This window comes from Marinobacter denitrificans, assembly GCF_008795955.1.
GTDB lineage: Bacteria > Pseudomonadota > Gammaproteobacteria > Pseudomonadales > Oleiphilaceae > Marinobacter > Marinobacter denitrificans.
This window is the reverse complement of record NZ_VMHN01000012.1, coordinates 75,495-100,840: the sequence shown is the minus strand read 5'-3', so window position 1 is coordinate 100,840 and position 25,346 is coordinate 75,495. Positions and strand designations below refer to the sequence as shown.

At 58.3% G+C, this 25,346-nt stretch carries 23 protein-coding genes; 20 read left to right on the top strand and 3 right to left on the bottom strand.

Annotation, left to right across the window (positions count from 1 at the left end):
* Positions 1 to 70: 70 nt before the first annotated feature.
* The 15 genes from FO268_RS21330 (at position 71) to FO268_RS21260 (ending at position 13,824) form a co-directional block, all read left to right on the top strand.
* Positions 71 to 1,249, top strand: coding sequence for a methyl-accepting chemotaxis protein (locus FO268_RS21330; RefSeq protein WP_225316953.1), 1,179 nt, complete (start codon positions 71 to 73; stop codon positions 1,247 to 1,249).
* A gap of 83 nt (positions 1,250 to 1,332) precedes the next feature.
* Positions 1,333 to 1,701, top strand: coding sequence for a response regulator (locus tag FO268_RS21325; RefSeq protein WP_150995225.1), 369 nt, complete (start codon positions 1,333 to 1,335; stop codon positions 1,699 to 1,701).
* Entirely contained in the window at positions 1,698 to 1,988 is a 291-nt protein-coding gene (locus FO268_RS21320) for an STAS domain-containing protein (protein WP_150995224.1), read from the top strand. The genes FO268_RS21325 and FO268_RS21320 overlap by 4 nt, the downstream gene beginning before the upstream one ends.
* Positions 1,985 to 4,036, top strand: a complete 2,052-nt coding sequence (locus FO268_RS21315; RefSeq protein WP_150995223.1) for a chemotaxis protein CheA — start codon at positions 1,985 to 1,987, stop codon at positions 4,034 to 4,036. Before FO268_RS21320 ends, FO268_RS21315 begins: the two co-directional genes overlap by 4 nt.
* Positions 4,037 to 4,052: 16 nt before the next feature.
* Complete coding sequence (locus tag FO268_RS21310; RefSeq protein WP_150995222.1) at positions 4,053 to 5,675, top strand: methyl-accepting chemotaxis protein; 1,623 nt, start codon at positions 4,053 to 4,055, stop codon at positions 5,673 to 5,675.
* Between the two features lie 11 nt (positions 5,676 to 5,686).
* Complete coding sequence (locus tag FO268_RS21305) at positions 5,687 to 6,241, top strand: chemotaxis protein CheW (RefSeq protein ID WP_150995221.1); 555 nt, start codon at positions 5,687 to 5,689, stop codon at positions 6,239 to 6,241.
* A complete protein-coding gene (locus FO268_RS21300) occupies positions 6,225 to 7,067 on the top strand; it encodes a CheR family methyltransferase (RefSeq protein ID WP_150995220.1) in 843 nt (280 codons plus the stop codon). Before FO268_RS21305 ends, FO268_RS21300 begins: the two co-directional genes overlap by 17 nt.
* On the top strand, positions 7,064 to 7,582 hold the full coding sequence (locus FO268_RS21295; RefSeq protein WP_150995219.1) for a chemotaxis protein CheD: 519 nt from the start codon (positions 7,064 to 7,066) through the stop codon (positions 7,580 to 7,582). Before FO268_RS21300 ends, FO268_RS21295 begins: the two co-directional genes overlap by 4 nt.
* Positions 7,579 to 8,646, top strand: coding sequence for a protein-glutamate methylesterase/protein-glutamine glutaminase (locus FO268_RS21290; RefSeq protein ID WP_150995218.1), 1,068 nt, complete (start codon positions 7,579 to 7,581; stop codon positions 8,644 to 8,646). The genes FO268_RS21295 and FO268_RS21290 overlap by 4 nt, the downstream gene beginning before the upstream one ends.
* 86 nt (positions 8,647 to 8,732) lie before the next feature.
* Positions 8,733 to 10,496 carry a PAS domain-containing sensor histidine kinase gene (locus tag FO268_RS21285; protein ID WP_150995217.1) on the top strand — a complete coding sequence of 588 codons (1,764 nt, stop codon included), beginning with the start codon at positions 8,733 to 8,735 and terminating at the stop codon, positions 10,494 to 10,496.
* On the top strand, positions 10,489 to 11,121 hold the full coding sequence (locus tag FO268_RS21280; RefSeq protein ID WP_150995216.1) for a response regulator: 633 nt from the start codon (positions 10,489 to 10,491) through the stop codon (positions 11,119 to 11,121). Before FO268_RS21285 ends, FO268_RS21280 begins: the two co-directional genes overlap by 8 nt.
* Positions 11,122 to 11,223: 102 nt before the next feature.
* Entirely contained in the window at positions 11,224 to 11,847 is a 624-nt protein-coding gene (locus FO268_RS21275; protein WP_150995215.1) for a diguanylate cyclase domain-containing protein, read from the top strand.
* A gap of 48 nt (positions 11,848 to 11,895) precedes the next feature.
* Positions 11,896 to 12,291 (top strand): acyl-CoA thioesterase, encoded by a 396-nt coding sequence (locus FO268_RS21270; RefSeq protein ID WP_150995214.1) that lies wholly within the window; start codon positions 11,896 to 11,898, stop codon positions 12,289 to 12,291.
* A gap of 33 nt (positions 12,292 to 12,324) precedes the next feature.
* A complete protein-coding gene (locus FO268_RS21265) occupies positions 12,325 to 12,756 on the top strand; it encodes a PaaI family thioesterase (protein WP_150995213.1) in 432 nt (143 codons plus the stop codon).
* Positions 12,757 to 12,798: 42 nt separating this feature from the next.
* On the top strand, positions 12,799 to 13,824 hold the full coding sequence (locus FO268_RS21260) for a serine hydrolase domain-containing protein (protein ID WP_150995212.1): 1,026 nt from the start codon (positions 12,799 to 12,801) through the stop codon (positions 13,822 to 13,824).
* Here the strand turns inward: FO268_RS21260 and FO268_RS21255 are convergent.
* Positions 13,763 to 14,215, bottom strand: coding sequence for a DUF2721 domain-containing protein (locus FO268_RS21255; protein ID WP_227716594.1), 453 nt, complete (start codon positions 14,213 to 14,215; stop codon positions 13,763 to 13,765). The genes FO268_RS21260 and FO268_RS21255 overlap by 62 nt on opposite strands.
* A 157-nt stretch (positions 14,216 to 14,372) precedes the next feature.
* On the opposite strand from FO268_RS21255, the gene FO268_RS21250 reads away from it, so the two are divergent.
* The 4 genes from FO268_RS21250 (at position 14,373) to FO268_RS21235 (ending at position 19,886) form a co-directional block, all read left to right on the top strand.
* Positions 14,373 to 15,722, top strand: a complete 1,350-nt coding sequence (locus tag FO268_RS21250; protein WP_150995210.1) for a hypothetical protein — start codon at positions 14,373 to 14,375, stop codon at positions 15,720 to 15,722.
* Positions 15,723 to 15,859: 137 nt separating this feature from the next.
* A complete protein-coding gene (locus tag FO268_RS21245) occupies positions 15,860 to 17,221 on the top strand; it encodes a glycine cleavage T C-terminal barrel domain-containing protein (protein WP_150995209.1) in 1,362 nt (453 codons plus the stop codon).
* 18 nt (positions 17,222 to 17,239) lie between these two features.
* The gene (locus FO268_RS21240) at positions 17,240 to 18,169 is read left to right on the top strand and encodes a methylenetetrahydrofolate reductase (RefSeq protein WP_150995208.1); all 930 of its coding nucleotides are present in this window, start codon (positions 17,240 to 17,242) and stop codon (positions 18,167 to 18,169) included.
* Positions 18,150 to 19,886: a formate--tetrahydrofolate ligase gene (locus FO268_RS21235; RefSeq protein ID WP_150995207.1), complete on the top strand. Its 1,737-nt coding sequence runs from the start codon at positions 18,150 to 18,152 to the stop codon at positions 19,884 to 19,886. The genes FO268_RS21240 and FO268_RS21235 overlap by 20 nt, the downstream gene beginning before the upstream one ends.
* Here FO268_RS21235 and gbdR read toward each other — a convergent pair.
* Positions 19,878 to 21,002 carry a choline metabolism transcriptional regulator GbdR gene (gene gbdR, locus FO268_RS21230; RefSeq protein WP_150995206.1) on the bottom strand — a complete coding sequence of 375 codons (1,125 nt, stop codon included), beginning with the start codon at positions 21,000 to 21,002 and terminating at the stop codon, positions 19,878 to 19,880. The genes FO268_RS21235 and gbdR overlap by 9 nt on opposite strands.
* 267 nt (positions 21,003 to 21,269) lie before the next feature.
* On the opposite strand from gbdR, the gene FO268_RS21225 reads away from it, so the two are divergent.
* Positions 21,270 to 22,652 (top strand): L-serine ammonia-lyase, encoded by a 1,383-nt coding sequence (locus FO268_RS21225; RefSeq protein ID WP_150995205.1) that lies wholly within the window; start codon positions 21,270 to 21,272, stop codon positions 22,650 to 22,652.
* 27 nt (positions 22,653 to 22,679) lie between these two features.
* On the opposite strand, the gene FO268_RS21220 is transcribed toward FO268_RS21225, so the two are convergent.
* Positions 22,680 to 25,250, bottom strand: a complete 2,571-nt coding sequence (locus FO268_RS21220) for a GcvT family protein (RefSeq protein WP_150995204.1) — start codon at positions 25,248 to 25,250, stop codon at positions 22,680 to 22,682.
* Positions 25,251 to 25,346 lie beyond the last annotated feature (96 nt).

The following is a 25,346-nucleotide window of genomic DNA, read 5'->3' as shown; positions in this document are numbered from 1 at the left end:
ATCGGGATCGAGCCAATTGTTGTAAGCACCTTGGTGGCGTGAAGATAGCCTTGGCAAAAAGGGGCTATCCGTGAGTAACGATCAATCTTTTCCTTATCGACTGCTGTTCGCATTCAGCTTCGCACCAACTGTGGTAGCGATGGTTTTTGCGCTTTTTCCACTGTCCTCCCTGTCGACTGCTATCGCTGTTTTCCTGGCCCTGGCAGCCTTAAACACTGTATTCGCCATTTCAACTCAGAGACTGGTGCGCCGGCACATCGTGAATTTAGTGGGCCAGCAGCTAAAAGACTCCGACCTTCAGGCACGGACATCCGAGCCCTTTCGTGAGGCCCATGTGGACCTTGGAGAACAACTCCTCCCGCTCTGGGCCCAGCATGTAGAAACGGCCCGATACCAGACCGAACGAGCAGTAGTCGACCTTAGCGGATGCTTCAGCAACCTCGCGACCGAATTAAAGCTGGCTACTGAAATGTCAGCCGCTGTTGCCAATTCGTTGGAAGGCGGTATGGGCAGCACTTTTGGTAAAGCAGAGGATGATCTACAGGCGGTTGTGAACAGCCTGAAAACTGCCCTCCAGGAACGGGATGGACTGCTGAAACAGATCAATGGCCTGGATACGTTTGTGGACGAGCTGGACAACATGGCCAAAGACGTTGCCACCATCGCCGGCCAGACCAACCTGTTGGCATTGAATGCTGCCATTGAGGCAGCCCGCGCCGGCGAGCACGGGCGTGGATTTGCCGTGGTGGCTGACGAAGTGCGCAAGCTTTCCCGCCTCTCCGCGGAAACCGGTGAACGCATCAGCACCAAAGTGAACTACATCGGCGATGCCATTCGCGCCGCCGTCGGTGCAGCTCAGGATTCCAGGGGTAGAGACAGTAAGGCTGTCGAGACTTCCGAAGTGGCTATCGGGCAGGTTCTTTCCGAATTCAGGGGACTGGGCACGCGGCTGGTGGAGTCTGCAGAATCCCTGCGGCGGACCAATGCGGGCATCCAGTCGGAAGTTGAAGGCTCGCTGGTTCAGCTTCAGTTCCAGGATCGTACCAGTCAAATGCTGAGCCACGTTAGCGCCAGCATGGAAGGAGTTGGCGAGCGCATGAGTTCCGGTGATGCCACGGCACTTGATGTGCAGGGAATCATGCGTGACATGGAAGCCTCATACGCCATGGCAGAAGAGCGCACCAACCACGGAAATGGTAAGCAGCAAGCGGCTGTGCCGGTGGCGACGGGTGATATCACTTTTTTCTGATTGTGTACCGACAGCAGTAAGCGGGCAACGGATCCTTTCCTGCGGGGGAGGGTAGAGACATATAGGTAACGGGTTTTGAAGTTATGGGTAAAAGCATTCTGATCGTTGACGATTCGGCCTCCATTCGACAGGTGGTGTCGATGACTCTAAAAGGGGCGGGTTTTGAGGTGATCGAGGCCTGTGATGGCCGCGATGCCCTGAGCAAACTCACCGGCCAGCGGGTTCACCTGATGATCTCTGACGTGAACATGCCGAACATGGACGGCCTAACGTTTCTGCGGGAGGTGAAGTCACGCCCGGAGTACAAATTTACGCCCGTGATCATGCTCACCACTGAATCCGCCGAAGACAAAAAAATGCAGGGCCAGGCCGGTGGAGCCAAGGCCTGGATGGTCAAGCCGTTCCAGCCCCAGCAAATGCTGGCGGCGGTTAACAAGTTGGTGGGGCCATGAGTAGCGCACTGCAATTCGACGCCGATACCGGCTGCATTACGGTTGCCGGTGAACTGACCATCTACCAGGCCAACGCCGCAGCGGAGAGCCTGCGCAGCGCATTCGCCTCCGGGAGCCTCAGGCGCATTGATCTGGCTGGAGTGACCGAGCTGGATACCGCTGGCCTGCAGTTGCTGTTGATGGCAGAACGTCTCTCCGCCCATGGAGAAGATCCCGTTGAGCTGGTCAATCACAGCCAGCCGGTGCGGGAGGTGCTGGAGGTATTGGGTGTGGGAGCTCCATCATGAATATTGAACTGGCGTTACAGACATTCCTGGACGAAAGCCGGGAACTGTTGTCGGATATGGAGCAAATTCTGCTGGATCTGGAGTCACAGCCGGGTGAGTCCGAGTTACAGAATGCCCTGTTTCGCTGCGTCCATACGGTCAAGGGCTCTGCAGGCATGTTTGGCCTGGATCATGTGGTGGACTTTACCCACGTGGTTGAGAACGTGCTGGACCGGTTGCGCGCTGGCGAGATTAAACTGAGTAAAGCACTCGCCAATCTCCTGTTGCGTTGCAGGGACCATATCAGCCTGTTGGTGGAGGTGCCAGAGCCGGCAGAAGCCGTTGATCTGCAACCGGCGGGTAATGCGCTGCTGGTGGAGCTGGAACCGTTCCAGTCACTGCCGGCGAGCGGCAACGGCCAAACCCCACAACCTCAGAACTCTGAGCACGGAAAAGGCGATCTTTGGCGCATTGGCATGCGCATACAGGCCGACGCCCTGCGCCACGGTATGGACCCGCTGGGTTTTATTCGCTTCCTGGGGACCCTGGGTGAACTGGTTTCAGTCAATACCCTGGATGATGGCCTGCCACGCCTTGACCAGCTGGACCCGGAGGCCTGCTATCTCGCCTTTGAGATAGAGCTTCGGACCACCGCCAACCGCGCCGCCATTGAAGACGTTTTCGAGTTTGCCGGCGACCTCTATCAGTTGCAGCTCCAGGAGCCGGGCAGTGCGCCGGAGGCAGTCGCTGCGCCAGCAACCACAGACATGGATATCGTGGAGGCCGGCAGCCGCGAGGGCAAGATGCAGCCGGCTGATCAAGCGGACGCCCAGCGGGGCCGCCGTCGTAAACCGGTTCAGCATTTTCGCGTACAGGCTGACAAACTCGACCACCTGATCAACCTGGTCGGTGAGCTGGTTATCGCTTCCGCCGCGGTATCGCTGGACGCAGATCGATCTGGGAACTCCACCGCTCGGGAGTCCGCCGCCAACCTCAACCTGCTGGTAGAGGAAATTCGCGACAGTTCTCTGGATCTGCGGATGGTGCCTATCGGTGAGACGTTCCAGAAATTCCAGCGGGTTGTGCGGGACGTTTCCTCGGAGCTCAGCAAGGATATCGAGCTGGTGATAACCGGTGCCGATACCGAGCTGGACAAAACCGTGGTGGAGAAAATCGGCGATCCGCTGACCCATCTGGTGCGCAATGCCTGCGACCACGGTATTGAGAGCCCTGCCGAGCGCAGCCAGAAGGGCAAGCCGGCCCTGGGCCGGGTGCACCTGAATGCCTACCACGAATCCGGCGCCATTGTGATCGAAGTCAGCGACGACGGCAGTGGCCTGAACCGTGACCGTATCATCGCCAAGGCCGTCGAGCGGGAACTGGTGAGGGCAGATGCGGAGCTCTCGGACCGGGAGGCATTTAATCTGATTTTCGAGCCCGGGTTCTCAACCGTCGAGCAGGTAACCAACCTTTCCGGCCGTGGCGTTGGTATGGACGTGGTACGCCGGAATATCGAAGCTCTGCGCGGTGCCGTTGAACTGGTATCGCCGGGAGTGGCCGGTGGCACAACGTTCCGTATCCGGCTGCCGCTTACGCTGGCGATTATTGACGGCTTCCTGGCCCGGGTGGGTGAAGCCACTTATGTGGTCCCGCTCGAGATGGTCGTGGAATGTACCGAGTTGAGTGCGGAGCAACAGGCCGTGAGCAACGAGCAGCACTATATCAAGCTGCGTCACGAAGTCCTGCCACTGATCCGCCTGCGAGAGCATTTCAGCCATGGCGGCGAACGTTCACGTCGCCAGAACATTATCGTAGTTCGGCACGGTGGCCAGAAGGCCGGCCTGATTGTGGACGAGCTGCTCGGCGAGCACCAGACCGTTATCAAACCCCTGAGCGGGATATTTTCTCACCTTAAGGGCCTGTCCGGCTCCACCATTCTTGGCAGCGGACAGGTTGCACTTATCCTGGATGTACCGGCGCTGATGCACCAGGTCGCCCAGCACGAAGACGTCGCTAACCGCGGCATTCATCCCAACGCCCGGCCACGGCTGTCGGCGTCTTACTCGTAGTTTCCGGAGAAATCTCATGCTTAAAAATCTGAAAATCGGCACCCGTTTGGGGCTTGCCTTCGGGCTCGTGCTGCTGCTTTTGGCCGTTGTTGCCGGTGTGTCTACTGAGCGTTTTATCACCGTTGATGGTCAGGTGGATAATCTGACAGGCCCGCAGGCAGAACGCCTGCAACTGGGTAATCACCTGCTGCGCATGAACCAGAATAATGCCCGCGCCTCACTCAACCTGTTGCTGACAACAAACGAGAAAGAAATTGCGCGGCTCAATAACCAGATCTCCGAGCGGTCATCGCGAATGAGTGCAGCCTACGAGCAGCTCAATGGCCTGATTGCGGACGGTGAAGGGCAGGCACGGTTTGATGCTATCCAGAAGGTCCGTAGCGAATACGCCAATAGCCGAAGGAATGTATTTTCCATTCTCGATTCAGGAAATCGTGAAGAGGCGGGGCGACAGTGGATTGCCGAAACAGCCCCGATTCTGGATCGATATGTGGACTCAATCCAGCATTACCTGAACTACCAGGATGGAATGGTTGAAGAAGCCGGTGTTGCTACGGCAGGCCTGGTTGAGGCCGCAATCACCATAATTGCGATTGCGTCACTCATTGCTGTAGTTGTTGGCCTTGTGTGTGCGTGGCTGATCACCATCGGCATTACCCGACCCCTGAACGTTGCGGTTGGTGCCGCACGCCAGCTTGCCGATGGCGACATGACTGTTCGCATCGACGCTAACAGCCGAGACGAAACCGGTCAGCTGCTGGGAGCCATGAATGACATGGTCAAGAAGCTTTCCCAGGTCATCAGTGAAGTTCGCTCCGGTGCCGACAATCTGGCGTCAGCCTCTGAGGAGGTGAATGCCACCAGCCAGTCCCTGTCCCAGGCGTCCAGCGAGCAGGCGTCCAGTGTTGAGGAAACCAGTGCTTCCATGGAGCAGATGACGGCTTCCATCAGCCAGAATACTGAAAATGCTTCGATTACCGATGGCATGGCCAGCAAGGCTGCGAAAGAAGCGGTTGAAGGCGGTGAGGCCGTCTCCCAGACAGTCACAGCGATGAAGAGTATTGCCGAGAAAATTTCCATCATCGATGACATTGCCTATCAGACCAACCTTCTGGCACTGAACGCTGCCATCGAAGCGGCCCGTGCCGGCGAGCATGGTAAAGGCTTCGCGGTGGTCGCTGCCGAAGTGCGTAAGCTGGCGGAGCGCAGCCAGGTTGCGGCGCAGGAAATTGGTGAAGTTGCGGGCTCGTCCGTTGAACTGGCGGAAAGAGCGGGCCGCCTGCTGACGGAAATGGTCCCGTCAATCCAGAAGACATCCGATCTGGTGCAGGAAATAGCAGCCGCCTCCAGCGAGCAGTCTGCCGGTGTAGAGCAGATCAACGGTGCCATGGAGCAGCTGAATCAGATTACCCAGCAGAACGCGTCCGCTTCTGAAGAACTGGCAGCCACTTCGGAAGAAATGTCGTCCCAGGCAGAGCAATTGCAGCAGGCCATGGGCTTCTTCAAGGTCAACGAAGGGCCCGTTGCTCAGGCGCCCGTCAGAACCAGCCAATCGACTGTTTCCCACAAGGGAAGAGAGGTGGCCCGGCCTGTGCGTGACAGCGAAGAGTTCGACGCCTCCGCATACGTACGATTCTGACAGGAGGTTTTATGAATCAGCCACAAAGAAAGGAAGAGGCTGTCCGCATAGCGGACACCTCCGGAGATCAGAACCAGTACCTTACGTTTCAGATCGGCCGGGAAATGTTTGCGGTGGGTATCCTGTATATTCGAGAAATCATTGAGTATGGGAGCCTCACCACCGTCCCCATGATGCCCGAGTTCGTGCGGGGCGTAATCAATCTACGGGGCAGTGTGGTACCGGTGATCGACCTGTCTGCGCGCTTTGGTCGCGGTGAAAGTGCGATTAACCGCCGCAGCTGCGTGGTCATCCTTGAGGTGGAGGGAATCAACGGCGATGAAGAGCAACTTCAGGAGATTGGTGTGATTGTGGATGCTGTCTCGGAAGTGCTGGAAATTCCTCCGGGTGAAATTGAGCCGCCACCGAGCTTCGGGGCCCGGATCAGGGCTGACTTTATTGCTGGTATGGGCAAGGTTCAGGGCAACTTTGTCATTCTTCTGAACGTGCAGCAGGCCCTCAACACCCGTGAAATGGCCGAGCTGGCTGCCATTGTGGATGCCCCCAAAGATGCCCGCGACTACTGAAGCAAAGTCACCGGTTGCTGCCAACGGCGCACAGGTGTTCACTGATGCGGAGTTCAGCGCCTTCCAGCAAATGATCTTTGCGGTGGCGGGTATCCATATGCCGGCCAGCAAGAAGACCATGGTGGCCGGGCGCCTGTCCAAACGGCTCAAGGCGCTGCAGATGAGCAGTTATGGCGCCTACTGGCAGCATCTCAGGCGTGATGCCGCGGAGAAACAGACAGCGGTGGACCTGTTGACCACCAATGAAACCTATTTCTTCCGTGAGCCACGGCATTTCGAATTCCTCAGCAGCAAAATCCTGCCGGCTCACTCCCGCCGGCACCCTTTCCGGCTATGGAGCGCCGCCTGCTCCAGCGGTGAAGAGGCATACAGCGCTGCCATGGTGCTGTCGGATACGCTGGGCAAGACGGGCTGGGAGATTCTCGCTTCCGACATCAGCACCCAGGTTCTGGACAGGGCCAGAAGCGGCCGTTATCCGATGACGCGGACGGATAAAATCCCCCGGGAATGCCTGAAACGCCACTGCCTGCGGGGTACCGGAAGTGCAGAGGGAAGCCTGATGGTGGATCCGGCCCTGCGGGCCCGGGTGGATTTCCGGCAGATCAACCTGAATACCAGGCTGCCAGATGTGGGGCTTTTCGATGTCATCTTCCTGCGTAATGTCATGATCTATTTCAACGGCGAAACCAAGCAACAGATTGTCGCCCGCCTGCAGGCCTGCCTGCGGCCCGGTGGCTACCTGATCATCGGCCATTCCGAAACCCTGAATGGATACCACAATGGGCTTGAGGCGGTTACGCCATCTATCTACCAGGCGGCAAAATGACAACAGCACTGGGATCGGGCATCGACATTTTTCTGCACCCGGGGGAATGGTATTTCGGTGATTGGGATACGCGCATTCATACCACGCTCGGGTCCTGTATTGCGGTTACGCTCTGGCATCCGGAGCTTAGGCGGGGAGGCATGTGTCACTACATGCTGCCGGGTACAGATCACCCCGGCGATACACTGAATGCCCGCTATGGTAACGATGCACTGGAGCTGCTGATGATCGAGGTGCGACGGTTACGCAGGTGCCCGGAGAGCTTTGAAGCGAAGCTGTTCGGTGGCGCCAGCATGTTTGATGTCGGCCCGGGAGGGAGTTCAGTGGCGCGCCGGAATATAAGGGAAGCGGAAAAGCTGATGCAGCAACACAACCTGACCGTGGTCGCCCGCAGTATGGGCGGAACCGGTTACCGGCAGCTGGTTTTCGATATTGCCAACGGCGATGTCTGGTTGCGTCAGGGTGAGGGCAGGGAAGGAGTCGCGCGCTCTCCTGAATCAGGAGGAGCCGCATGACCAACTCTATAAGTGTGTTCATTATTGATGACTCGGCCGTGGTCAGACAAGTGCTGACGCAGATGCTGGGGGCGGACCCCGGTGTCCGTGTCGCAGGTGCCGCCCCAGACCCTATCTTTGCCTTGCAGAAGATGCAGCGGGACTGGCCGGATGTGATCGTACTTGATGTTGAAATGCCCCGAATGGATGGTATTACCTTTCTGCGGAAGTTGATGCATGAACATCCTACGCCGGTGGTTATCTGTTCCACTCTCACTGAAAAGGGTGCGGATACGACGCTGCAGGCCCTCTCTGCCGGAGCGGTGGATATTATTACCAAACCCAAGGTCGGGCTGAAAGACTTCCTGCAATCGGGGAGCCAGCAAATGTTGCAGGTGGTCAAGGCAGCCGCGCGTGCGAGGCTTGGCCCGGTTCGAACTCCCAAGGTAACGCAACCGACAGAGCGCAGGCCCGCGCTCCCTTTGGCAATGAGCCATACCACTGACCAAGTGGTGGCGCTGGGTACATCAACCGGTGGCACCCACGCGCTGGAAGCGGTGCTGACACAGATGCCGGGAGATTGCCCGGGTATCGTGGTGGTGCAGCATATGCCAGAAAAATTTACCGCGGCATTCGCCCATCGATTGAATCAACTTTGTCGTTGCGAGGTGCGTGAGGCAGTAGATGGGGACCGTGTTATTCCCGGGCTGGTGCTGATTGCTCCAGGTGGTCGGCATATGCAACTTCGTCGCAGCGGCGCCCAGTACCGGGTAAGCGTTGCCGACGGGCCTCCGGTTAACCGGCACAAGCCTTCCGTGGATGTGCTGTTCCGCTCTGTGGCCAATGTGGCGGGCCGTAATGCCCTGGGGATCATCATGACTGGTATGGGTGACGATGGTGCCAGTGGGCTGCTGGCCATGCGCCAGGCCGGTGCCCACACCATCGCCCAGGACCGCGAGAGCTGCGTGGTATTCGGGATGCCACGGGAAGCCATTGAGCGGGGAGCAGCGGTTGAGATTCTGCCCCTGTCTGCCATCGCGGGCACTATTATTGGCAGGGTTGCCGGAAGGCAAAGCGCCTGTTGAGAGGCGGTGTCGGGGCAGATCTTTGGGTATGCCGAAAGCGTGCTACAGTAAAATCTGGAAATGCAATAAATCTTTAAAGGTGAGCAATGGCTCCGCAAATTGATACGCTACCCGGAGCGGTGCTCCGGGTCGATCTGGCGGGCCGGATATGCGACCTCAACGAGGCCGGCCGGCTGCTGGATAGGCGCTTCGCTCCAAGAGAAAACCTCTTTGACCTGATTGACCAGTCCGGACAGACAAAGCTGGAATCCTGCCTTTATCCGGATACCCAGTTCCGGGAAACCTCTGGGGAGTTCGAAGCTTGCATCGACAGCCGCCGCTTCCGGTTAACGGTGGCGGAAAAACCCTGTGCTGATCGTTCCCGGTTTATTCAGGTTACTGATATTACCGAGTACCGGGCCCTGTCGGAACGCCTTGCGGTGAGTGAGCAGCGCTATCGCTCTCTGTTTTCCCAGAATCCGGACGCGGTGTGCAGCCTGGACCGGGAAGGTCGCCTTGTTGAGACCAACCATGCCACCGAAGACCTGACAGGCTATCCCAGGGACCAATTGTGCAGTTATCACTGGGAGTCGATTGTCGACCATTCTGACAGGCAGGCGGCAAGGGAGAGTTTTGAGGCAGCGCTGGCCGGCAACCCCTGCAGCTACCTATGCAAGGTAACAAACCGGACCGGGCAGAAGTCGGTGGTTCAGGTGACTTACATCCCAATCATTGTGGGTGATCAGGTGGTCGGTGTTTTCGGCGTCGGCCGGGATAAAACTGCACGCTACCGGCTGGAGGAGAGCCGCCGGTTGCTGCAATCCTGCATGGCCCAGATTCAGGATGTCATCGTCATTACTGAAACAACCCCTCTTGATGAACCGGGCCCACGTATTATCTATGTGAACGAGGGTGTGGAGCGGATGACGGGGTATCGGCCACAGGAGGTGCTCGGAAAAACACCGCGTATGTTCCAGGGCCCGGATACCGATAAGGAGGCACTTGGCAGGATCAGGAGAGCCCTGGAGGCGCACGAGCCCATCAAGGAAGTGATTGTGAACTATTGCAAGGATGGGCAGCCCTTCTGGAACGAGATCGAGATTGTTCCCATTCCCTCCAGGCGAACCGGAGAGAAATCCTATTTTGCAGCTGTACAGCGGGACATTACCCGGACCAAGCAACGAGAGGCTGAGCTGCGCCGTTCACAGGAAGAGCTCAGACGGCTGAACCGGGCCCAGGAAAGTATTCTTGAGCATGAACGGCGACGCATTGCCCGGGATCTGCATGATGAACTGGGACAAACGCTGACAGCTCTCAAACTGAACATGGGCGTAGCGGTCAACGAGTTCCGGGAAGTGTCCCCCGCCTATGCCCGTCGCCTTGAAAGCTTGATTGGCTCGGTGGATGGAGCCGTTGAAAAGGTGCGGGAGATTTCATCCCATCTGCGCCCGGCGATGCTGGATGACCTGGGATTCGAAGCTGCCGCCGAGTGGTTCCTGGAGAAATGCGCCGGCCGCGATGATCTTGAGGTGCACTGGCATGCTGACCCGACCGGTGACGGCCGGGCCAGGGGCGAAGTGGCGACAGCACTGTTCCGTATTCTGCAGGAATGTATGACCAATATAAGCCGTCATTCAAATGCTTCGACCGTCATAATTGACTACTTGGAGTCAGACAGACACGCGTCACTTGAGATTAGGGACGATGGTAGGGGGTTTGATCCCGGCAAAGTCCGAAAGTCTGGTTTGGGGCTTGTTGGAATCCGTGAACGTGTTGCCATGCTCCGTGGTGACCTTACCGTTGAGTCGGCCATTGGCAGGGGTGTCCGTGTCAGTGTCGAACTGCCGCTGGAGATGGAAGTAGATGATTAGCGTTTATATCGCAGATGATCACAGTATCGTTCGGGAGGGTATGCGTTCATTGATCGCCTCTGCAGCGGATATGGACGTTGTCGGGGAGGCCATCGACGGGGACCAGGCTCTGAAAGAGTTGCCCAAGTTCTGTCCTGCGGTATTTCTGATGGATATGAGTATGCCGGGCTGTTCCGGCCTGGAGCTGATCGAGAAGGTGCGGCGGCGTGCCCCCGATACCCGGATACTGGTGCTGAGCATGCATCGGGAAGACCTTTATGCCACCCGAACCATTCGGGCCGGGGCTCATGGATTCATCACCAAGACCCAGCCCCCCGCGGAAATACTGGACGCGCTGCGAAAGGTGGCCAGGGGGCAGGTCTACATCACCACCGAGCTTGCGAACAAACTGGCGATGGACGCCCTTACCGGGCGGGGGGATGAAAACCCTCATGCCCGGATGACAAAGCGAGAGTATGAAATATTCCTGGATCTTGCCCGGGGTATTACCGTGGGTGATATTGCCGTCAAACTGAATGTGAGCTCGAAGACAGTCAGTACCCATAAGGCCCGCCTGATGGAAAAGCTTGATGCGACCAGTATCTCTGACCTGGTCCGTTATGCCCTGGAACAGGACCTTTTGTGATTGGTGGTAAGGCATCCCTTATTCAATTTCAGCGACTCCCGATAGCACTTTTACTAGGGGCGGTGCAATCTCAGGGCATACTATACATTTCAGGAAACAGCGATGAAGGCAACTGAAAACCAGGCAATGACTCCTGAGTTTCCCGTAATGGTCGGGTTGGCTGCAAGAACTCGTCTTTGCAAGGTTTTGGAAAAAAAGCTGTTATTTGGCGGGGGACTGGCCGTGCTTGTTATTGAAGTCAGTGGCATGGGGCGGATCATTCATTCGAAGGGATATGACTCCGGGGTTACAGCTAGCCGCGAACTCGTGCACCGGATCAACGCCGGGGTGGAGAATGTTCAGTTTGTTGGCAGGCTTGGTGGCGGTCGTTTTCTTGCAGTTGCACATGCTCAGAAAAACGCAGACAAATTAAGTGCCAGCATTGAACGGTTGCTGGCCGATATATCCCTGCCGATCAAGCTATCAACGGGAGAGGTGTATGTCAGCTGCTCCATCGGTGCAAGTGTTGCGCTGCAGGATAAACAAGATGCAAGAGAACTGTTGAGCAATGGGGAACTGGCCCTCGGTAGTGCGATGCGGGGCGGGTTTGCATTATACCAGCCTGAGTGCAGGGACAAGGTTGGTGTGGAACTGGGCTGCAACCAAATGCAGGTTGTTCTGTATGGTCAGACAATGCCGGTGCGAGAACCGGAACCGGTTCGATGCCGGAATGTGACATACCTCTGAGGTGAATTTCGGTAGAATTGCGCCCTCTGGACAAAAAAGGTGCTCCGAATGTTCTACTACGAAGTTGAGCCACGATTCAGCGATACCGATGCGCTTGGCCACATCAACAATACCGTTTACCCGGTCTGGTTCGAGCAGGCCAGAACCCCGGTTTTCCGGATTTTCCACCCCTCCCTGACACCAGAAGGCTGGCCACTCATCCTCGCCAGGATGGAAATAGACCTGAAGGCACAGTGCTACTGGGCGACTCCGGTGGAGGTGCGCACTGGTATCGGCAAGATCGGCAACTCCTCGTTCGAGATTATTCAGGAAGCGTGGCAAAACGGGGCTCTGGTTGCCCGCGGCGTAACAGTGCTGATCCATTTTGACTATAAGACTCAAAAGTCCGTTCGTGTTCCCGACGACATTCGTGACCAGCTTGCTGCACACGTTTTCGAGGAATAGGCGGGTCGTCAGTTAACAGAGTCAGGAGGTGTCATGGGCAGCTTTAATAAAGACGAAGTGGAGCGGGTTTTCTCCTCAGCACCGTTCATTGCAGACCTGGGCCTTGAGCCGGTATCCATCGAATCCGGAGAATGTCGCTCCAGGCTTGTGCTGGCTAATCGGCACCTGCAGCAGGATGGCTTTGTTCACTTCGGGGTGCAGGCCACTATGGCAGACCATACTGCCGGGGCGGCAGGCGCATCCATGGCAAAGCCCGGGCAGATTGTACTTACCTCGGATTTCTCCCTGAAACTGTTGAGGTCCGCAAAGGGCACGCACCTTGAATGCATTGCCACGGTGCTCAAGGCTGGTTCCTCCCTGACGGTGGTAGAGTCCGAAGTGTATTGCGGCACAGTCGATGACATGCGGCTTGTTTCCAAAGCAACGGTTACGTTGGCCGTCGTGAGCCCTCGTAGTGACAGTTAAAGAGTTGAATAAGGGGGAGGGTTGAACAGGTTCCTGCGCGTTATGACGGTAGCTGTACTTGCAGCACCTCTGGTGATCTTCGCAGCTGCCGCTCACGCGGACAGATCTGGTTCTTTATTTCCCGGCCTGGCCAAACAGGCTGCGGGGCTTGACCGCCTGCACAGCCTGGTGATTGCCGTCGATGGTGAGCCGGTCTTCGCGCAGGCGTTCCGGGGCCCCGGAATTGATGAAGCCGCCAATATTAAATCCCTTTCCAAGACAGTACTTTCGGCCCTGGTGGGGATGGGTATAGACCGTGGAGTCATCGCGAGTGTGGATCAGCCCATCACGGACATCCTGGATGTGCCTGAAGACGCCAGCGCCCGAATCAGTGAGATCACCATCAGCCATCTTCTGTCCATGCAGGCTGGCCTGCAGCGCACTTCCGGCCGCTATTACGGCGAATGGGTCAACAGTGATAACTGGGTAGATTATGCTCTCAGCCGTCCGTTTGTCGCGGAACCTGGTGCTGAAATGCTCTATTCCACGGGGAGCTATCACCTGCTTTCCGCAGCACTCACCGAAGCCACAGGGCGCAGCACTCTCGCTATTGCCCGTGACTGGCTGGGTGAGCCATTGGGCATAGAGATACGCCCATGGTTAAGGGACCCCCAGGGAATCTATTTCGGTGGTAACGACATGCGTCTGTCGCCCATGGCGTTGCTCAAAATCGGCGAGCTGTATCGTAATGACGGTGTGCATGCGGGTGAACAGTTGCTTTCGCCGGAGTGGATCGACACGTCATGGACACAGCGAGGCATGTCCCGGTATACCGACGACCGATATGGCTATGGCTGGTTCGTGACCGACCTGGCAGGGCACCGCGCCTATTACGGCCGGGGATACGGTGGGCAGATGCTGTATGTTGTCCCCGACCTGGAAATGACTGTTGTCATGACGTCTGATCCGCAACCACCGGCATCGCCCTATTTCATGCAGAAGCAGAATGCGCTGCTGGAAGACTTCGTTATTCCTGCTTTTCCGCTTGCCCCTGCTTCCTCGCCTCAAAGCTCTCAAGTTCAACGTTGATGGCATTGGTTGAAATCACGATTTCGTAAAGCGAATACAGCAATGATATGGAAAGCAGTATCAGGCTGATTCCGAATGCTATGGCACCGGCAAGCTGGGCTCCCAGGAATAGCACGAACATGGACATGGTGCAGAGGAAAAAGCTGAGCACGCCGTAAGCCTGCATGCGCTTGGTCAGCACAATGCGCTTGCGCAGCATGCTGATCTGCCTGGCGATAAGGGCGTGGTCCTCTTCAGTGTCCATCTGCTTGAGCTGGCGGATCAGTTGGGCGAGTACAAGAAAGCGATTGGTATAGGCCAGTAGCAGCAATGAAATGGCTGGGAACAGCAGGGCGGGCGTGGTCAGTGTCAACGTTTGCTCCTCGGTGAATCGCGTCCGTGGGGAAGCCATTCAGTCTATCGTTGGTCCGGGGTGTTAGCCAGCCATTCGGTGGTGCCGGTTATCAGTGGTGTTTATCGATGCCAATCAGAAAAATTCATTCGCGGAATACCCTAACCCTTCGCATACTCAGATCACGACAAATATAACGACAAGCGGGTAATCTGATATGGCAGAAAGACAAGAGCTGGCGGGCTGGCGTTGGGGCCCGTTTACCTTTCGTGTACCGTTTTACCACACCAGATTGTGTTGGTCGGAATTTCTACAGGGGCTACTGGTATCAGCTGCTACCGGGTTGGCGCTCATTCCGGTGATGACTGCCTACTTCGGCCTGAGCTTCGAAGAAGCTGTGGCACTGTCGATGGTTCATGCTTTCCTGATTGCCTCTGCGGTCATCATTTTTGGTGAGCCCTATGCCGGCGGCTGGATAACGCCTGCGTTGCCATTGATCCTCGCTTTTGTAATTGGCGGCTATGAGGACCCGTCGAGTCGCTTCCAGGCCATGACGGCACTCTCGCTGGTCTTTGCGTCGCTGGTGTTTATCCTCGGTATCACCGGGCTGGGGCGACGATTCGTGATCTGGCTGCCCGATACGCTCAAAGCAGGAATAATTCTCGGTGCGTCCATTGCCGCACTCAAGCGGGTTTTCATTGATGACGCGGAGCGCTTCCTGTTGGAGCAGCCCATAGCGACAACCCTGGCTTGCGCCATCTGCCTGATCTTCACTTTTTCCGTGCCGATGCAGAAGTTGAAGGCCCGTAGCCGCTTCTTCTTCATGCTGGGTGCGCTGGGGCTGCTGCCAGGCTTTCTCATTGCCGCCATGGTAGGGCCGTTCGTGGGTGAGGTGAGTTTCGATATCCAGTGGGGCTTTATTGTGCCGCCGCTGGCAGATGCGTTTGCCAAGGCGTCGCCGCTGGTCAATGGCTGGCCCAGCATCGAAATGATTGCCCAGAGCATTCCGCTAGCGCTGATTGCCTACATTATTCTGTTCGGTGATATCGTCACTGGCAACGAGGTGCTGCGGGATGGCATGAAAACACGAACCGATGAGCACATTGATATCAACCTCAACCGAACCCACTTCTCGCTGTCGATCCGCAATGCGTTGATGGGGATTTTCGCCCCGTTCTTCCCAACCCAGGGGGCGGTCTGGACGGGTGTCCACGTGATTGTGGTGCAGCGCTGGAAGCAGGGGCCAAAGGCCATGGGCAGCCTGCACAGTGGTATGGCTTCCTACTACCTGATGGGCCTGCCGTTTATTTACTTCCTCCTGCCATTGCTGACAGGCCTGAAGCCTCTGCTGGGCATTGCCCTCTCACTTACTCTGGTGCTCACCGGTTTTGCCTGCGCCTATATCGCCATGTCCATCCCCAGGGATAATGCCTCCAGGGGTACCGTCGTGCTGATCGGTGCCGCGCTGGCGTTCTTCGAACCCTGGATCGGTCTGCTGATTGGTGTGGTAGCGACTCTGGCCATGGTGGGCTGGGATCGAAGCCCGGACCCGATACCCCACGACTGACAGGCTGAAAAGCAGAGGGGTGGGCCTGGCCACCCCTCTGACGCTTTTGGTTGCGCCAGTGTCGTATTGGTTCAACCCGATAAAAGCAAACAGGGCCACATTAGAGCTATCAACAACCCGGTAAGGGGGAGATAGCAATGGCCGTTAAATTCGAACACGCATTACTGGATTATCCACAACAACGGGCAGGTGCAGCGCGCCAGCCTGACAGCGTCGACCAGTCTGATCGTCGCGTTCCTGTCAACCTGCGCCAGTCCGGTCCAACGCCGGTGGAAATGCTGATTTCCACACGGGTCCGCAAGTCGCCCTATTGGCACCTTGCCTATGAAGCCGGCTGCTGGCGGGCCACGGTTTACAACCGCATGTACCACCCCAGGGGTTACGTTCGCCCGGAAGACGGTGGTGCCATGGTGGAATACGATTCCCTGATCAATGACGTCACCATGTGGAACGTGGCGGTAGAGCGCCAGATCCAGGTCAAGGGTCCGGATGCGGAGCGCTTTGTAAACTACGTGATCACCCGGGATGCCACGAGGATCAAACCCATGCGGGGCAAGTACGTCATCCTGTGCAACGAGGAGGGCGGCATCATCAATGACCCTGTGTTGCTGCGGGTCGCCGAGGATGAATTCTGGTTTTCACTTTCCGACAGTGATCTGGAACTCTGGATGCGGGGCGTAAACATCGGTATGGGTTTCAATGTCAGCATCGCGGAAATCGATGTGGCGCCGGTTCAGATTCAGGGGCCCAAGTCTGAGGCGCTCATGGCGGATCTGTTTGGTGAAGCGGTGAGGGAGATTCCCTTCTACGGGCTGATGGAAGGCCAGGTTGCCGGCCACGACGTGATCGTTTCCCAGACCGGTTTCACGGGCGAAAAGGGCTACGAGATATACCTCAAGGAAGCCACCAAATACGCCGAAGATCTATGGTACACCGTGCTTGCAGCGGGTGAGCCCCACAACCTTCGGGTTATTGCCCCTGCGCACCACCGACGGATTGCCGCGGGCATTCTTTCCTGGGGCCAGGACGTCGACCAGGAAACACTGCCGTTCCAGTGCGCACTGGCGTACCAGGTACCGCGCAACAAGGACGCGGACTACATCGGCAAACAGAAGCTTGAGAAAGTTCGTGAGCAGATCGATGCCGGTCGTCCTCCGTTTAGTCACATCATGGTGGGCATCCGTTTTGGCGGCAGCCCGGTAACCGACTATGCCAACGACTTCTGGCTGATCAGCGGTGAGAACGGTGGCCAGCCTGAAGGCTATGTCACGTCGCCCTGGTACTCGCCGGAACTGGAGACGAACATCGCGCTGGCGTATGTACCCTATGATCTGCGCAGTATCGGCACCAGGTTGACGGTCCACCTGCCGGTGGAATATGCCGCCGCGGACGGCACCACGGATGTGGAGGCGGAAGTGGTTGAGGTTCCCTTCCGTCCATCGGTGAATCCCAATGCCCGCGAGCGGGCCCGGGCGAAGGGCATCGACTTCGCGGATTAGCAACAGGATGCGTTGGCTATGAAACTGGTGAGTGAAAAACAGGCAGCCGGTCCCCGCGATGAGGAGGCAGCCGCAAAGCTGCGTAGTCTGGCACGCTCCGCTTCCATTGAGGCGACACCGCGCCAGATACTGACAGCAGAGAATCTGCCGGCCCTACTGCCTCGGGGCACCTGTGTTTACGTGCCGTTTCTGCCGAAGGGACAGTTCACCGACACATTGGCTGCCTGCCGGCATCTTCTGGATACCGGCATGCAGCCAATCCCCCACGTGCCAGCACGCATGGCAGAGAGTCGTGGGCAACTGCGGGACTGGTTGGTTCAACTGGAAGAGAACAGGGTGGATCGTCTGTTGCTGATTGCCGGCGACAGCGATGCAGTCGCCGGCCCATTCCCGGATACGTTAGCAGTGCTTGAGTCTGGTCTGCTGGCCCAGTTCCGGTTTCACGGGGTTGGAGTGGCTGCCCATCCGGGCGGGCACCCCATGGCGGATCGGGCCACGCTGGTCCAGGCCCTTGGTATCAAGCGTGAATACGCCCGCGCTACGGCCACCCGGCTCTGGGTGGTGACCCAATTTACGTTTGACGCCGATGTAGTTATCGACTGGCTACAAAGCCTGGGCGATATCCTGGAAGAGGTGCCGGTCTACATCGGCATGGCGGGACCTACACGGGTGAAAACCCTTATCGCCTACGCCGCCCAGTGTGGGGTAGGGGCCTCTGCCAGGGCGATGTTACGCCGCCCGGGGAGCACCAGACTGCTTCGGGCCTGGACGCCAGACGGCATGGTGCGTGCCCTGGTCCGGTATTGCCTGGACAACCCGGATACCCTGCTGCGGGGTATCCATCTGTTTCCATTCGGAGGTCTGCGCCAGTCGGCGCAATGGATCCAAGAGCATAGCGGGTCCGCAAAGGACCAGAGGGGGCATTTCCATGAGTCTTCAGTACAGTAATCTGACATCAGCCACACCGGCCCCCGCGGAGTTCCTGCCGCCAGGCACACCAGATATCGAGATTGCCCGCTCGGTCCAGCCTCAATCGATCCTGCTGCTGGCGCAACGGCGCTTCGGCCTGCCGGGGGAGAGCCTGGTGCCTTTCGGGCACTACAAAGCCAAGCTGGATATGGCTTATGTGGATACCTCTGCTACCGCACCCCGGGGCAAACTGGTGTTGGTCACCGCCATTACACCGACCCCGGCCGGAGAGGGCAAGACCACCACCAGTGTGGGGCTGAACGATGGCCTCAACAGGCTGGGAGTCCGCTCTTCCGTATGCCTGCGGGAGCCGTCCCTTGGCCCCTGTTTCGGCATGAAAGGTGGAGCCGCTGGCGGTGGCCGTGCCCAGGTCATTCCCATGGAAGACATCAACCTTCACTTTAACGGCGACTTCCATGCCATTACCACCGCCCACAACCTGCTGGCATCCTTGATCGATAACCATATCCACTGGGGTAATGAAGCCGGGCTGGATCCGCGTTACATAAGCTGGCGAAGGGTAATGGACCTGACCGACCGTTCCCTGCGCAACATGGTGTGTGGCCTGGGTGGTGCAGCCCATGGAGTGCCCCGGGAAACCGGGTTTGATATCACGGTTTCGTCCGAGATCATGGCGATTCTTTGTCTGGCTGACGGGCGCGCAGACCTGAAACAGCGATTGGGCAATATCATCATTGGGAGGCGTTCCGACATGACCCCGGTCACTGTCCGTGACCTTGGCGTGGAAGGCTCGCTTACGGTTCTGCTCAAAGAAGCACTGCAGCCAAACCTGGTGCAGAGTCTGGAGCACAATCCGGTGTTTATCCATGGCGGGCCGTTTGCCAACATTGCCCATGGCTGCAACTCCGTGACAGCAACCCGGGCCGCGCTGGCTCTCAACGATGTCGTGGTGACCGAGGCTGGCTTTGGAGCTGACCTGGGTGCGGAAAAGTTTATTGATATCAAATGCCGGCACACGGGCCTGCGTCCTGATGCTGCAGTGATCGTTTGCACCATTCGGGCTCTCAAGATGCAGGGAGGAGTCCCCCGCAGCAAACTGGCTATTTCTGACCTGGTCGCGTTGCGGGAGGGCGCGGCTAATCTTGAGCGACACATCCGGAACCTTCAGCAGTTTGGCCTGACGCCTGTGGTGTGCATTAACCGTTTCCCTGACGACACCGAGGAAGAGCTGTTACTGGTGGAGGCCATCAGTGAAGAGCTGGGGGTAAGGGCGGTGCCTGCCGACCACTGGGCAACCGGAGGCGAAGGGGCTACTGAACTGGCCCAGGCGGTGCTCGACCAGATGGATGAGGGCACGCCTGATGTGAAGTTTCTCTACGAGGACAGCCTGCCACTGGCGGACAAGATCCGCACCATTGCCACCCGCATCTATCACGCGGGAAGCGTGGAATTTACAACCGCGGCCAAGCGGCAACTGGAAGAGTATGAGAGCCTGGGCTTTGGCCACCTGCCGGTGTGCATCGCCAAGACCCAATACAGCTTCTCTGCGGATTCGTCGGTAAAGGGGGCACCCTCGGGGCATATGCTGCCGGTGCGGGAAGTGCGCCTGGCCGCCGGCGCCGGTTTTGTGGTGGCAGTGTGTGGCGACATCATGACTATGCCGGGGCTACCCCGGCGCCCTGCTGCGCTGGATATTGCCCTGGATGACGATGGCCTTGTAGTGGGGTTAACCTGAGAGGGTATCCTCACGCCGGCTTTCAAAGGTGCCGTAGGTCGGTTCCGCACGGGCCCGCTTCAGCGCTTGCAGGGAGGAAGACGACAAGCTGGCCATCGTATCGGTCAGGGCGCCGTCGGCCCTGGCCGGAGTGAAGAATTCCATCCGTTCGTATTTGGGAGCTCGCCCCATGGTCTTGCGGTAGCAGCGGCTGAAGTGAGTGGCAGACACAAAGCCGCACATGGACGCAATCTCCACAATGGAACAGGAGGTCTGCTTGAGAAGGCGGCGGGCGCGGTTCAGCCTTACCCGCAGGTAGTACCGCGATGGCGTGCAACCCATGTGTTTGAGGAACAGCCGTTCCAGTTGCCGGCGTGATATTCCGGCCAGGGTCGCCAGTTCCTGCAACTCGATGGGCTCTTCAATATTGGCTTCCATCAACTGGGCGGCTTCTGCCAGCTTGGGTTGGGCGCAGGCCAGTTTCGGATGCATGGGCATGGGTTGTTGTTCACTGTCTTCCCGTACCCGGTCGCAGACAAACATGTGGGAGACGGCATTGCTGAGTTCCTGCCCATGCCGCCTGGTCAGAAAGGCAAGCATCATGTGCATCGGCACGGTGCCGCCGGTGCACGTCATGCGCTCCCGCTCAACGGTAAACAGATGGTTGTTGGTCTGTACCCGGGGAAAGCCCTCCTGCATGGCTTCCAGGCATTCCCAGTGGGCACTGCAGGCGTAGCCATCCAGCAGGCCAGCGCTGGCCAGAACGTAGGGTCCGGTACAGACTGCCCCCAGCAGGACATGCCGCCGGGCCATCTGTTTCAGCCAGGTGGTTTCCTGGCGCGAGAAACTCCGGGTAACGTCAATGCCCGCCACAACAATAACCAGGTCGAAGCTGTGTTCTTCCTGAATGGATGCGTCCGGTACCATGGTGATGCCATCACTGGCGCGGGCATAGTCGCCGGTTGCGGTGAGGAGTTTCCAGGAATAGAGCTCGGTGCCTGCCAACTGATTGGCTACGCGCAAGGGCTCAACAGCGGTTGCAAGGGCAATGAGGGTGAAGTTTTCGATCAGCAGAAAGCCTACCCGGTAGGGCGCTTGAGTGGGCCTGTTTGTGGGCGAGCCTGTGTCCGTGGTCATGTGTAACCCCCTTGCCCCGCCTGGGCACAACCTCAACACTAGTTGTTGCACTGCGATAGTGCAATAAGTGATCAACTCCAGTCTGGCTTCAGTCTAAAGCTGTAATCGGAATGTCACTGGTCCAAATGCGACATTCCAGGGTGCGTGATGGTCTCCAAGCGACTTGTCCTGCTGTCGTAAATTATCGTTCCGGTGTCGCCAGCAAGCATGCGAACGGGGCCAGGAGGCGCTACTCTTCAGGTACATCCCACGGAAGGAGGGAACACATTGGCCATCAGTCTTTTTGAACTGTTCAAGGTAGGCATTGGTCCTTCCAGCTCACATACTGTGGGTCCCATGGAGGCAGCACGGCGGTTCGCCGGGGCGCTGGTAACAGAAGGGCTGATGGAGCCTGTGTGTAGGGTGAGGGTTTCCCTGTACGGCTCGCTCGGGGCGACCGGCAAGGGCCATGGCACCGGCCCGGCGGTGATGATGGGGCTGCAGGGTGAACGGCCTGACCGTATCGACCCGGAGGAAATGCCGGCTTGCCTGGAACGGATTCGGAGCAGCGAAACCCTGTTGATGGCGGGGCACCACGCCATTCGATTCCGCGAGAATACCGACCTGGTCTATTACCGCCGTAAGTCTCTGCCTGAACATCCCAATGGCATGACCTGCCAGGCGTTCGACGGTAAGGGGCAGTGCCTGTATGAAAAAACCTATTACTCGGTTGGCGGTGGATTCGTTGTGGATGCCACCGCCGAAGGGACCCCGGCAATTCGTGAAGACGACACTCCACAACCATACCCTTTCGGCAGCGGCAAGGCGCTGCTGAGTCTGTGCCGGGAAGGGGAACTGACAATTGCCGATATCATGTACGCCAATGAACAGGCCTGGCGAACACAGGATGAGATTCGCGTCGGTATCCTGGAGCTCTGGCGGGTGATGCGTGAGTGCGTACAGAACGGTATTGCCCATGAAGGAGAGTTGCCGGGTGGCCTCAAGGTGCGCCGCCGGGCCGCGTCGCTGTTCCGTTCGCTGATGGACAAGCAGCGGGTGGATCTGATTTCACCGTCCCTGAGCGCCCTGGACTGGGTCAATCTCTACGCCCTGGCCGTCAACGAGGAAAACGCCGCCGGGGGCCGTATTGTAACTGCGCCAACGAATGGCGCAGCGGGCATTATTCCGGCTGTACTTCACTATTACTGGGAGTTCTGCCCCCAGGCGGACGAAGACGGGATTGTGCGCTTCATGTTGACCGCCGCGGCGATTGGCGTGCTGTTCAAGGAAAATGCGTCGATCTCCGGGGCCGAGGTGGGGTGCCAGGGCGAAGTTGGTTCCGCCTGTGCCATGGCGGCGGCCGGTCTGGCTGCGGCGACTGGCGGCTCACCGGAGCAGGTGGAAAACGCCGCCGAAATTGGCATGGAGCACCATCTGGGCATGACCTGCGACCCCATTGGCGGGCTGGTGCAGATTCCCTGTATCGAGCGCAATGCCATGGCCTCTGTCAAAGCCATCGACGCCGCCATCATGGCCTTGCGGGGCGACGGCAAGCATTACGTTTCGCTGGACAAGGTGTTGCATACCATGAGGGAAACCGGCCGCGATATGCTGGACAAGTACAAGGAAACGGCAAGGGGAGGGCTGGCGGTCAACATCATTGAATGCTGACCGCCAGGCCCAGCTACCGGAAACCGGTCACGACTTGACCCGGTCATTCTCCGGATCAAACAGAGCCCGGTAACCCACTGCCTCGATGCGGACGGGATAGTGTTCCTGGTAGTACTCAAGGGTCAGTTCCCGTCCTTCCTGGGCATACTCCACCGGAATGTACCCGAGCAGGATGATCTTGCCCACTGACGGCCCCCAGGCCACGCTGGTGTTGTAGGAACGGCGGCCGTGGCTGTCCACCAGTACCTCCCCTGTCTGCGGGTCCAGAATCGGCCACTGGCCAACCGGGTATCGCAGCACACCATTGGCGTCCCTGTGGTCGGTCATGGTCATGGTGCACAGGTAGGCCGCCTGGCTGGGTTGTTCCCGCTGTTCCACATAGGCCGCCTTGCCATGGAAATCCGCCTCCTTGACTTTGGGCCGCTGCAAGCCGGCTTCGTACAGGTTGTATTCGGTTTCCAGGTCCACGTTCTGCAGGCGCAGGCTTTTCTCCAGGCGCCGGGTATTGGCGTAGGTTTCGATGCCCACCGGGGTAACGCCTGCCTCAAACAGCAGGTCCCATATCCGCAGACCATAGCTGAACGGGAAGTAGAGTTCCCAGCCCTGCTCGCCCACGTACGAGATCCGGAAAGCCCATACCGGAACGCCCTTGATGTTGAGTTCCTGCGCTGTGGCAAACGGAAAGTTCTCTGCAGACAGTTGGTCCGGGTCGGTGACGAACTGCGCCAGGGTTTCCCGGGCTTTCGGGCCCCAGAGCCCCAGGGTGGCGAGCTCGTCCGTGCGGTCGCGCAGCTGGATTTTTTCGAGGCCTTTCTCCCGGGCCATGCGGGTAATCCAGCAATAGTCCCGGTGGCCGGTGTCGCCGCCGCAGACCACACGAAAGTCTTTCTCGCCGCGCCGGATAATGGTCAGGTCGGAGCGTACGCCACCGCGGCCGTCGAGGAAGTGGGTGTACACGCCTTTGCCATGGGGCGTGTTGCCGCCGACCTTGGCCACCGACAGGTATTCCAGCAGTGCTTCCGCGTCGTTGCCGGAGATGTCGAAGATGGCGAAATGGGAGAGGTTGATCATGCCCACTGACTCGCTCATCTCCAACTGCTCTGCGTTGGACACATCCCAGAAATGCCGGGCGTCCCACTCGTGTTCACGCACCGGGATGCGGTCGCGGTATTTGGCCAGGAGGGTAGACTCATTGGCGGCGTATCCGTGGGCCCGTTCCCAGCCGGCGGCTTCCATGAAGTAGGCCCCCAGTTCCACTTCCCGCAGGTAGAACGGGCTGGTTCGCATTCTGCGGCCGGTGAGGTAGGGCTCACGGGGATGAACCGCAGGTGTATAGATCTTCTTGGCGGTCTCGTAGCAGCGGTTGTAAACATACTCCGGCGTTTTCTGCAGCGGATAATGGCGAGCAATATCGATGCTGTGAGGGTCCATGTCCGGAGCCCCGTGGGTCATCCAGTCCGCCAGTATCTTGCCCGCCCCGGGGCCGTCCTTGACCCAGACCGCTTCGCAGAACCACAGGTTGCGCACTTCCGGCGCTTCTCCCATCAATGAGCCGCCATCCGGGGTGACTGACAGCAGGCCGTTGAAAGAGTGCTTTTCCTCCCAGCCGAGCTCGCCGAGGATCGGGGTCATTTCGATCGCTTTTTCGTAAGCGTGCATGACCTGGTCCAGCGAAAGGTCCCGCATCGACGGCGACATCCGTGCCTCGCCCGGCTCGGCAATGGCGCCGGGGTAGACCAGCCGCGGGTTCTCTGCCTCGTAATAGCCCCATTCGATACGGCCACCTTCGGTAGTAGTGGGGTCTCCGGTGTCTCGTACATAGGCGGAGTTGCCCTGGTCGCGGAACAGGGGATAGACGATCTGCTTGCCGGTGCCGGCCAGTTCTTCGTAGGGTCCGAAGAACAGCAAGGGGTGTTCCAGTGGCATCAGCGGCAGGGGGGCGTTGGCGGTGTTGGCCATCAACGGCCCCCAGATGCCCATGGAGAGCACCACGTATTCGGTTTCAATGTAGCCTTTGTGAGTTTCCACGCCACGCACCTGGCCGTCCTGGACATCGATGCGGATGGCCGGTGTGTAGGCAAAGGCCTGGAGTTTTCCACTGGCGACTGCCTCCTCCACCAGGTCGCCGGCTACTGTCTGGGAGCGGGGAACTACCAGCCCGGCGTCCGGGTCCCACATGGCCCCCTGGATCTGGCTTTCGTCCACCATCGGGAACAGCTCTTTCGCCTGTTGCGGCGAGATCATACTGACATTGGTGCCGAAGGCCTTGCCGGAGCCCACCTTGCGACGTAGCTCATCCATGCGTTCGTCGTCATCCACCCGAGCGACTTCCATGCCTCCGCATTTCACATAATTGCCACGCTTTTCATAAAAGGCCTGGCTGTATTTGGTGGTGTAGATGTTCAGCTTGTCGTGTGAGGTGGTGAAGCAGAAATCGGAGGCGTGGGATGTGGACCCGATGTCTGAGGGGATGGCGGATTTCTCCAGCCCGACAATGTCATCCCAGCCCTGCTCAATCAGGTGGTGGGCTACCGAGGAGCCGACAATACCGCCCTGACCGATGATGACGACCTTTGCACGTTTCGGTAGTTGTGCCATCTTGATTCCCCTTTCCCCGCATTGAATGCCCGCGTAGGTCGCGGCACGGCCTTGATTCAATGTGGCCCTGATTGATCAGGGAAGGTAAATCCAATA

Excerpts from the sequence above, each read along its gene's own strand:
- FO268_RS21325 (WP_150995225.1), top strand. The coding sequence starts at position 1,333 with ATGGGTAAAAGCATTCTGATCGTTGACGATTCGGCCTCCATTCGACAG.
- FO268_RS21320 (WP_150995224.1), top strand. The coding sequence starts at position 1,698 with ATGAGTAGCGCACTGCAATTCGACGCCGATACCGGCTGCATTACGGTT.
- FO268_RS21315 (WP_150995223.1), top strand. The coding sequence starts at position 1,985 with ATGAATATTGAACTGGCGTTACAGACATTCCTGGACGAAAGCCGGGAA.
- FO268_RS21310 (WP_150995222.1), top strand. The coding sequence starts at position 4,053 with ATGCTTAAAAATCTGAAAATCGGCACCCGTTTGGGGCTTGCCTTCGGG.
- FO268_RS21305 (WP_150995221.1), top strand. The coding sequence starts at position 5,687 with ATGAATCAGCCACAAAGAAAGGAAGAGGCTGTCCGCATAGCGGACACC.
- FO268_RS21300 (WP_150995220.1), top strand. The coding sequence starts at position 6,225 with ATGCCCGCGACTACTGAAGCAAAGTCACCGGTTGCTGCCAACGGCGCA.
- FO268_RS21295 (WP_150995219.1), top strand. The coding sequence starts at position 7,064 with ATGACAACAGCACTGGGATCGGGCATCGACATTTTTCTGCACCCGGGG.
- FO268_RS21290 (WP_150995218.1), top strand. The coding sequence starts at position 7,579 with ATGACCAACTCTATAAGTGTGTTCATTATTGATGACTCGGCCGTGGTC.
- FO268_RS21285 (WP_150995217.1), top strand. The coding sequence starts at position 8,733 with ATGGCTCCGCAAATTGATACGCTACCCGGAGCGGTGCTCCGGGTCGAT.
- FO268_RS21280 (WP_150995216.1), top strand. The coding sequence starts at position 10,489 with ATGATTAGCGTTTATATCGCAGATGATCACAGTATCGTTCGGGAGGGT.
- FO268_RS21275 (WP_150995215.1), top strand. The coding sequence starts at position 11,224 with ATGAAGGCAACTGAAAACCAGGCAATGACTCCTGAGTTTCCCGTAATG.
- FO268_RS21270 (WP_150995214.1), top strand. The coding sequence starts at position 11,896 with ATGTTCTACTACGAAGTTGAGCCACGATTCAGCGATACCGATGCGCTT.
- FO268_RS21265 (WP_150995213.1), top strand. The coding sequence starts at position 12,325 with ATGGGCAGCTTTAATAAAGACGAAGTGGAGCGGGTTTTCTCCTCAGCA.
- FO268_RS21260 (WP_150995212.1), top strand. The coding sequence starts at position 12,799 with ATGACGGTAGCTGTACTTGCAGCACCTCTGGTGATCTTCGCAGCTGCC.
- FO268_RS21255 (WP_227716594.1), bottom strand. The coding sequence starts at position 14,215 with ATGGCTTCCCCACGGACGCGATTCACCGAGGAGCAAACGTTGACACTG.
- FO268_RS21250 (WP_150995210.1), top strand. The coding sequence starts at position 14,373 with ATGGCAGAAAGACAAGAGCTGGCGGGCTGGCGTTGGGGCCCGTTTACC.
- FO268_RS21245 (WP_150995209.1), top strand. The coding sequence starts at position 15,860 with ATGGCCGTTAAATTCGAACACGCATTACTGGATTATCCACAACAACGG.
- FO268_RS21240 (WP_150995208.1), top strand. The coding sequence starts at position 17,240 with ATGAAACTGGTGAGTGAAAAACAGGCAGCCGGTCCCCGCGATGAGGAG.
- FO268_RS21235 (WP_150995207.1), top strand. The coding sequence starts at position 18,150 with ATGAGTCTTCAGTACAGTAATCTGACATCAGCCACACCGGCCCCCGCG.
- gbdR (WP_150995206.1), bottom strand. The coding sequence starts at position 21,002 with ATGACCACGGACACAGGCTCGCCCACAAACAGGCCCACTCAAGCGCCC.
- FO268_RS21220 (WP_150995204.1), bottom strand. The coding sequence starts at position 25,250 with ATGGCACAACTACCGAAACGTGCAAAGGTCGTCATCATCGGTCAGGGC.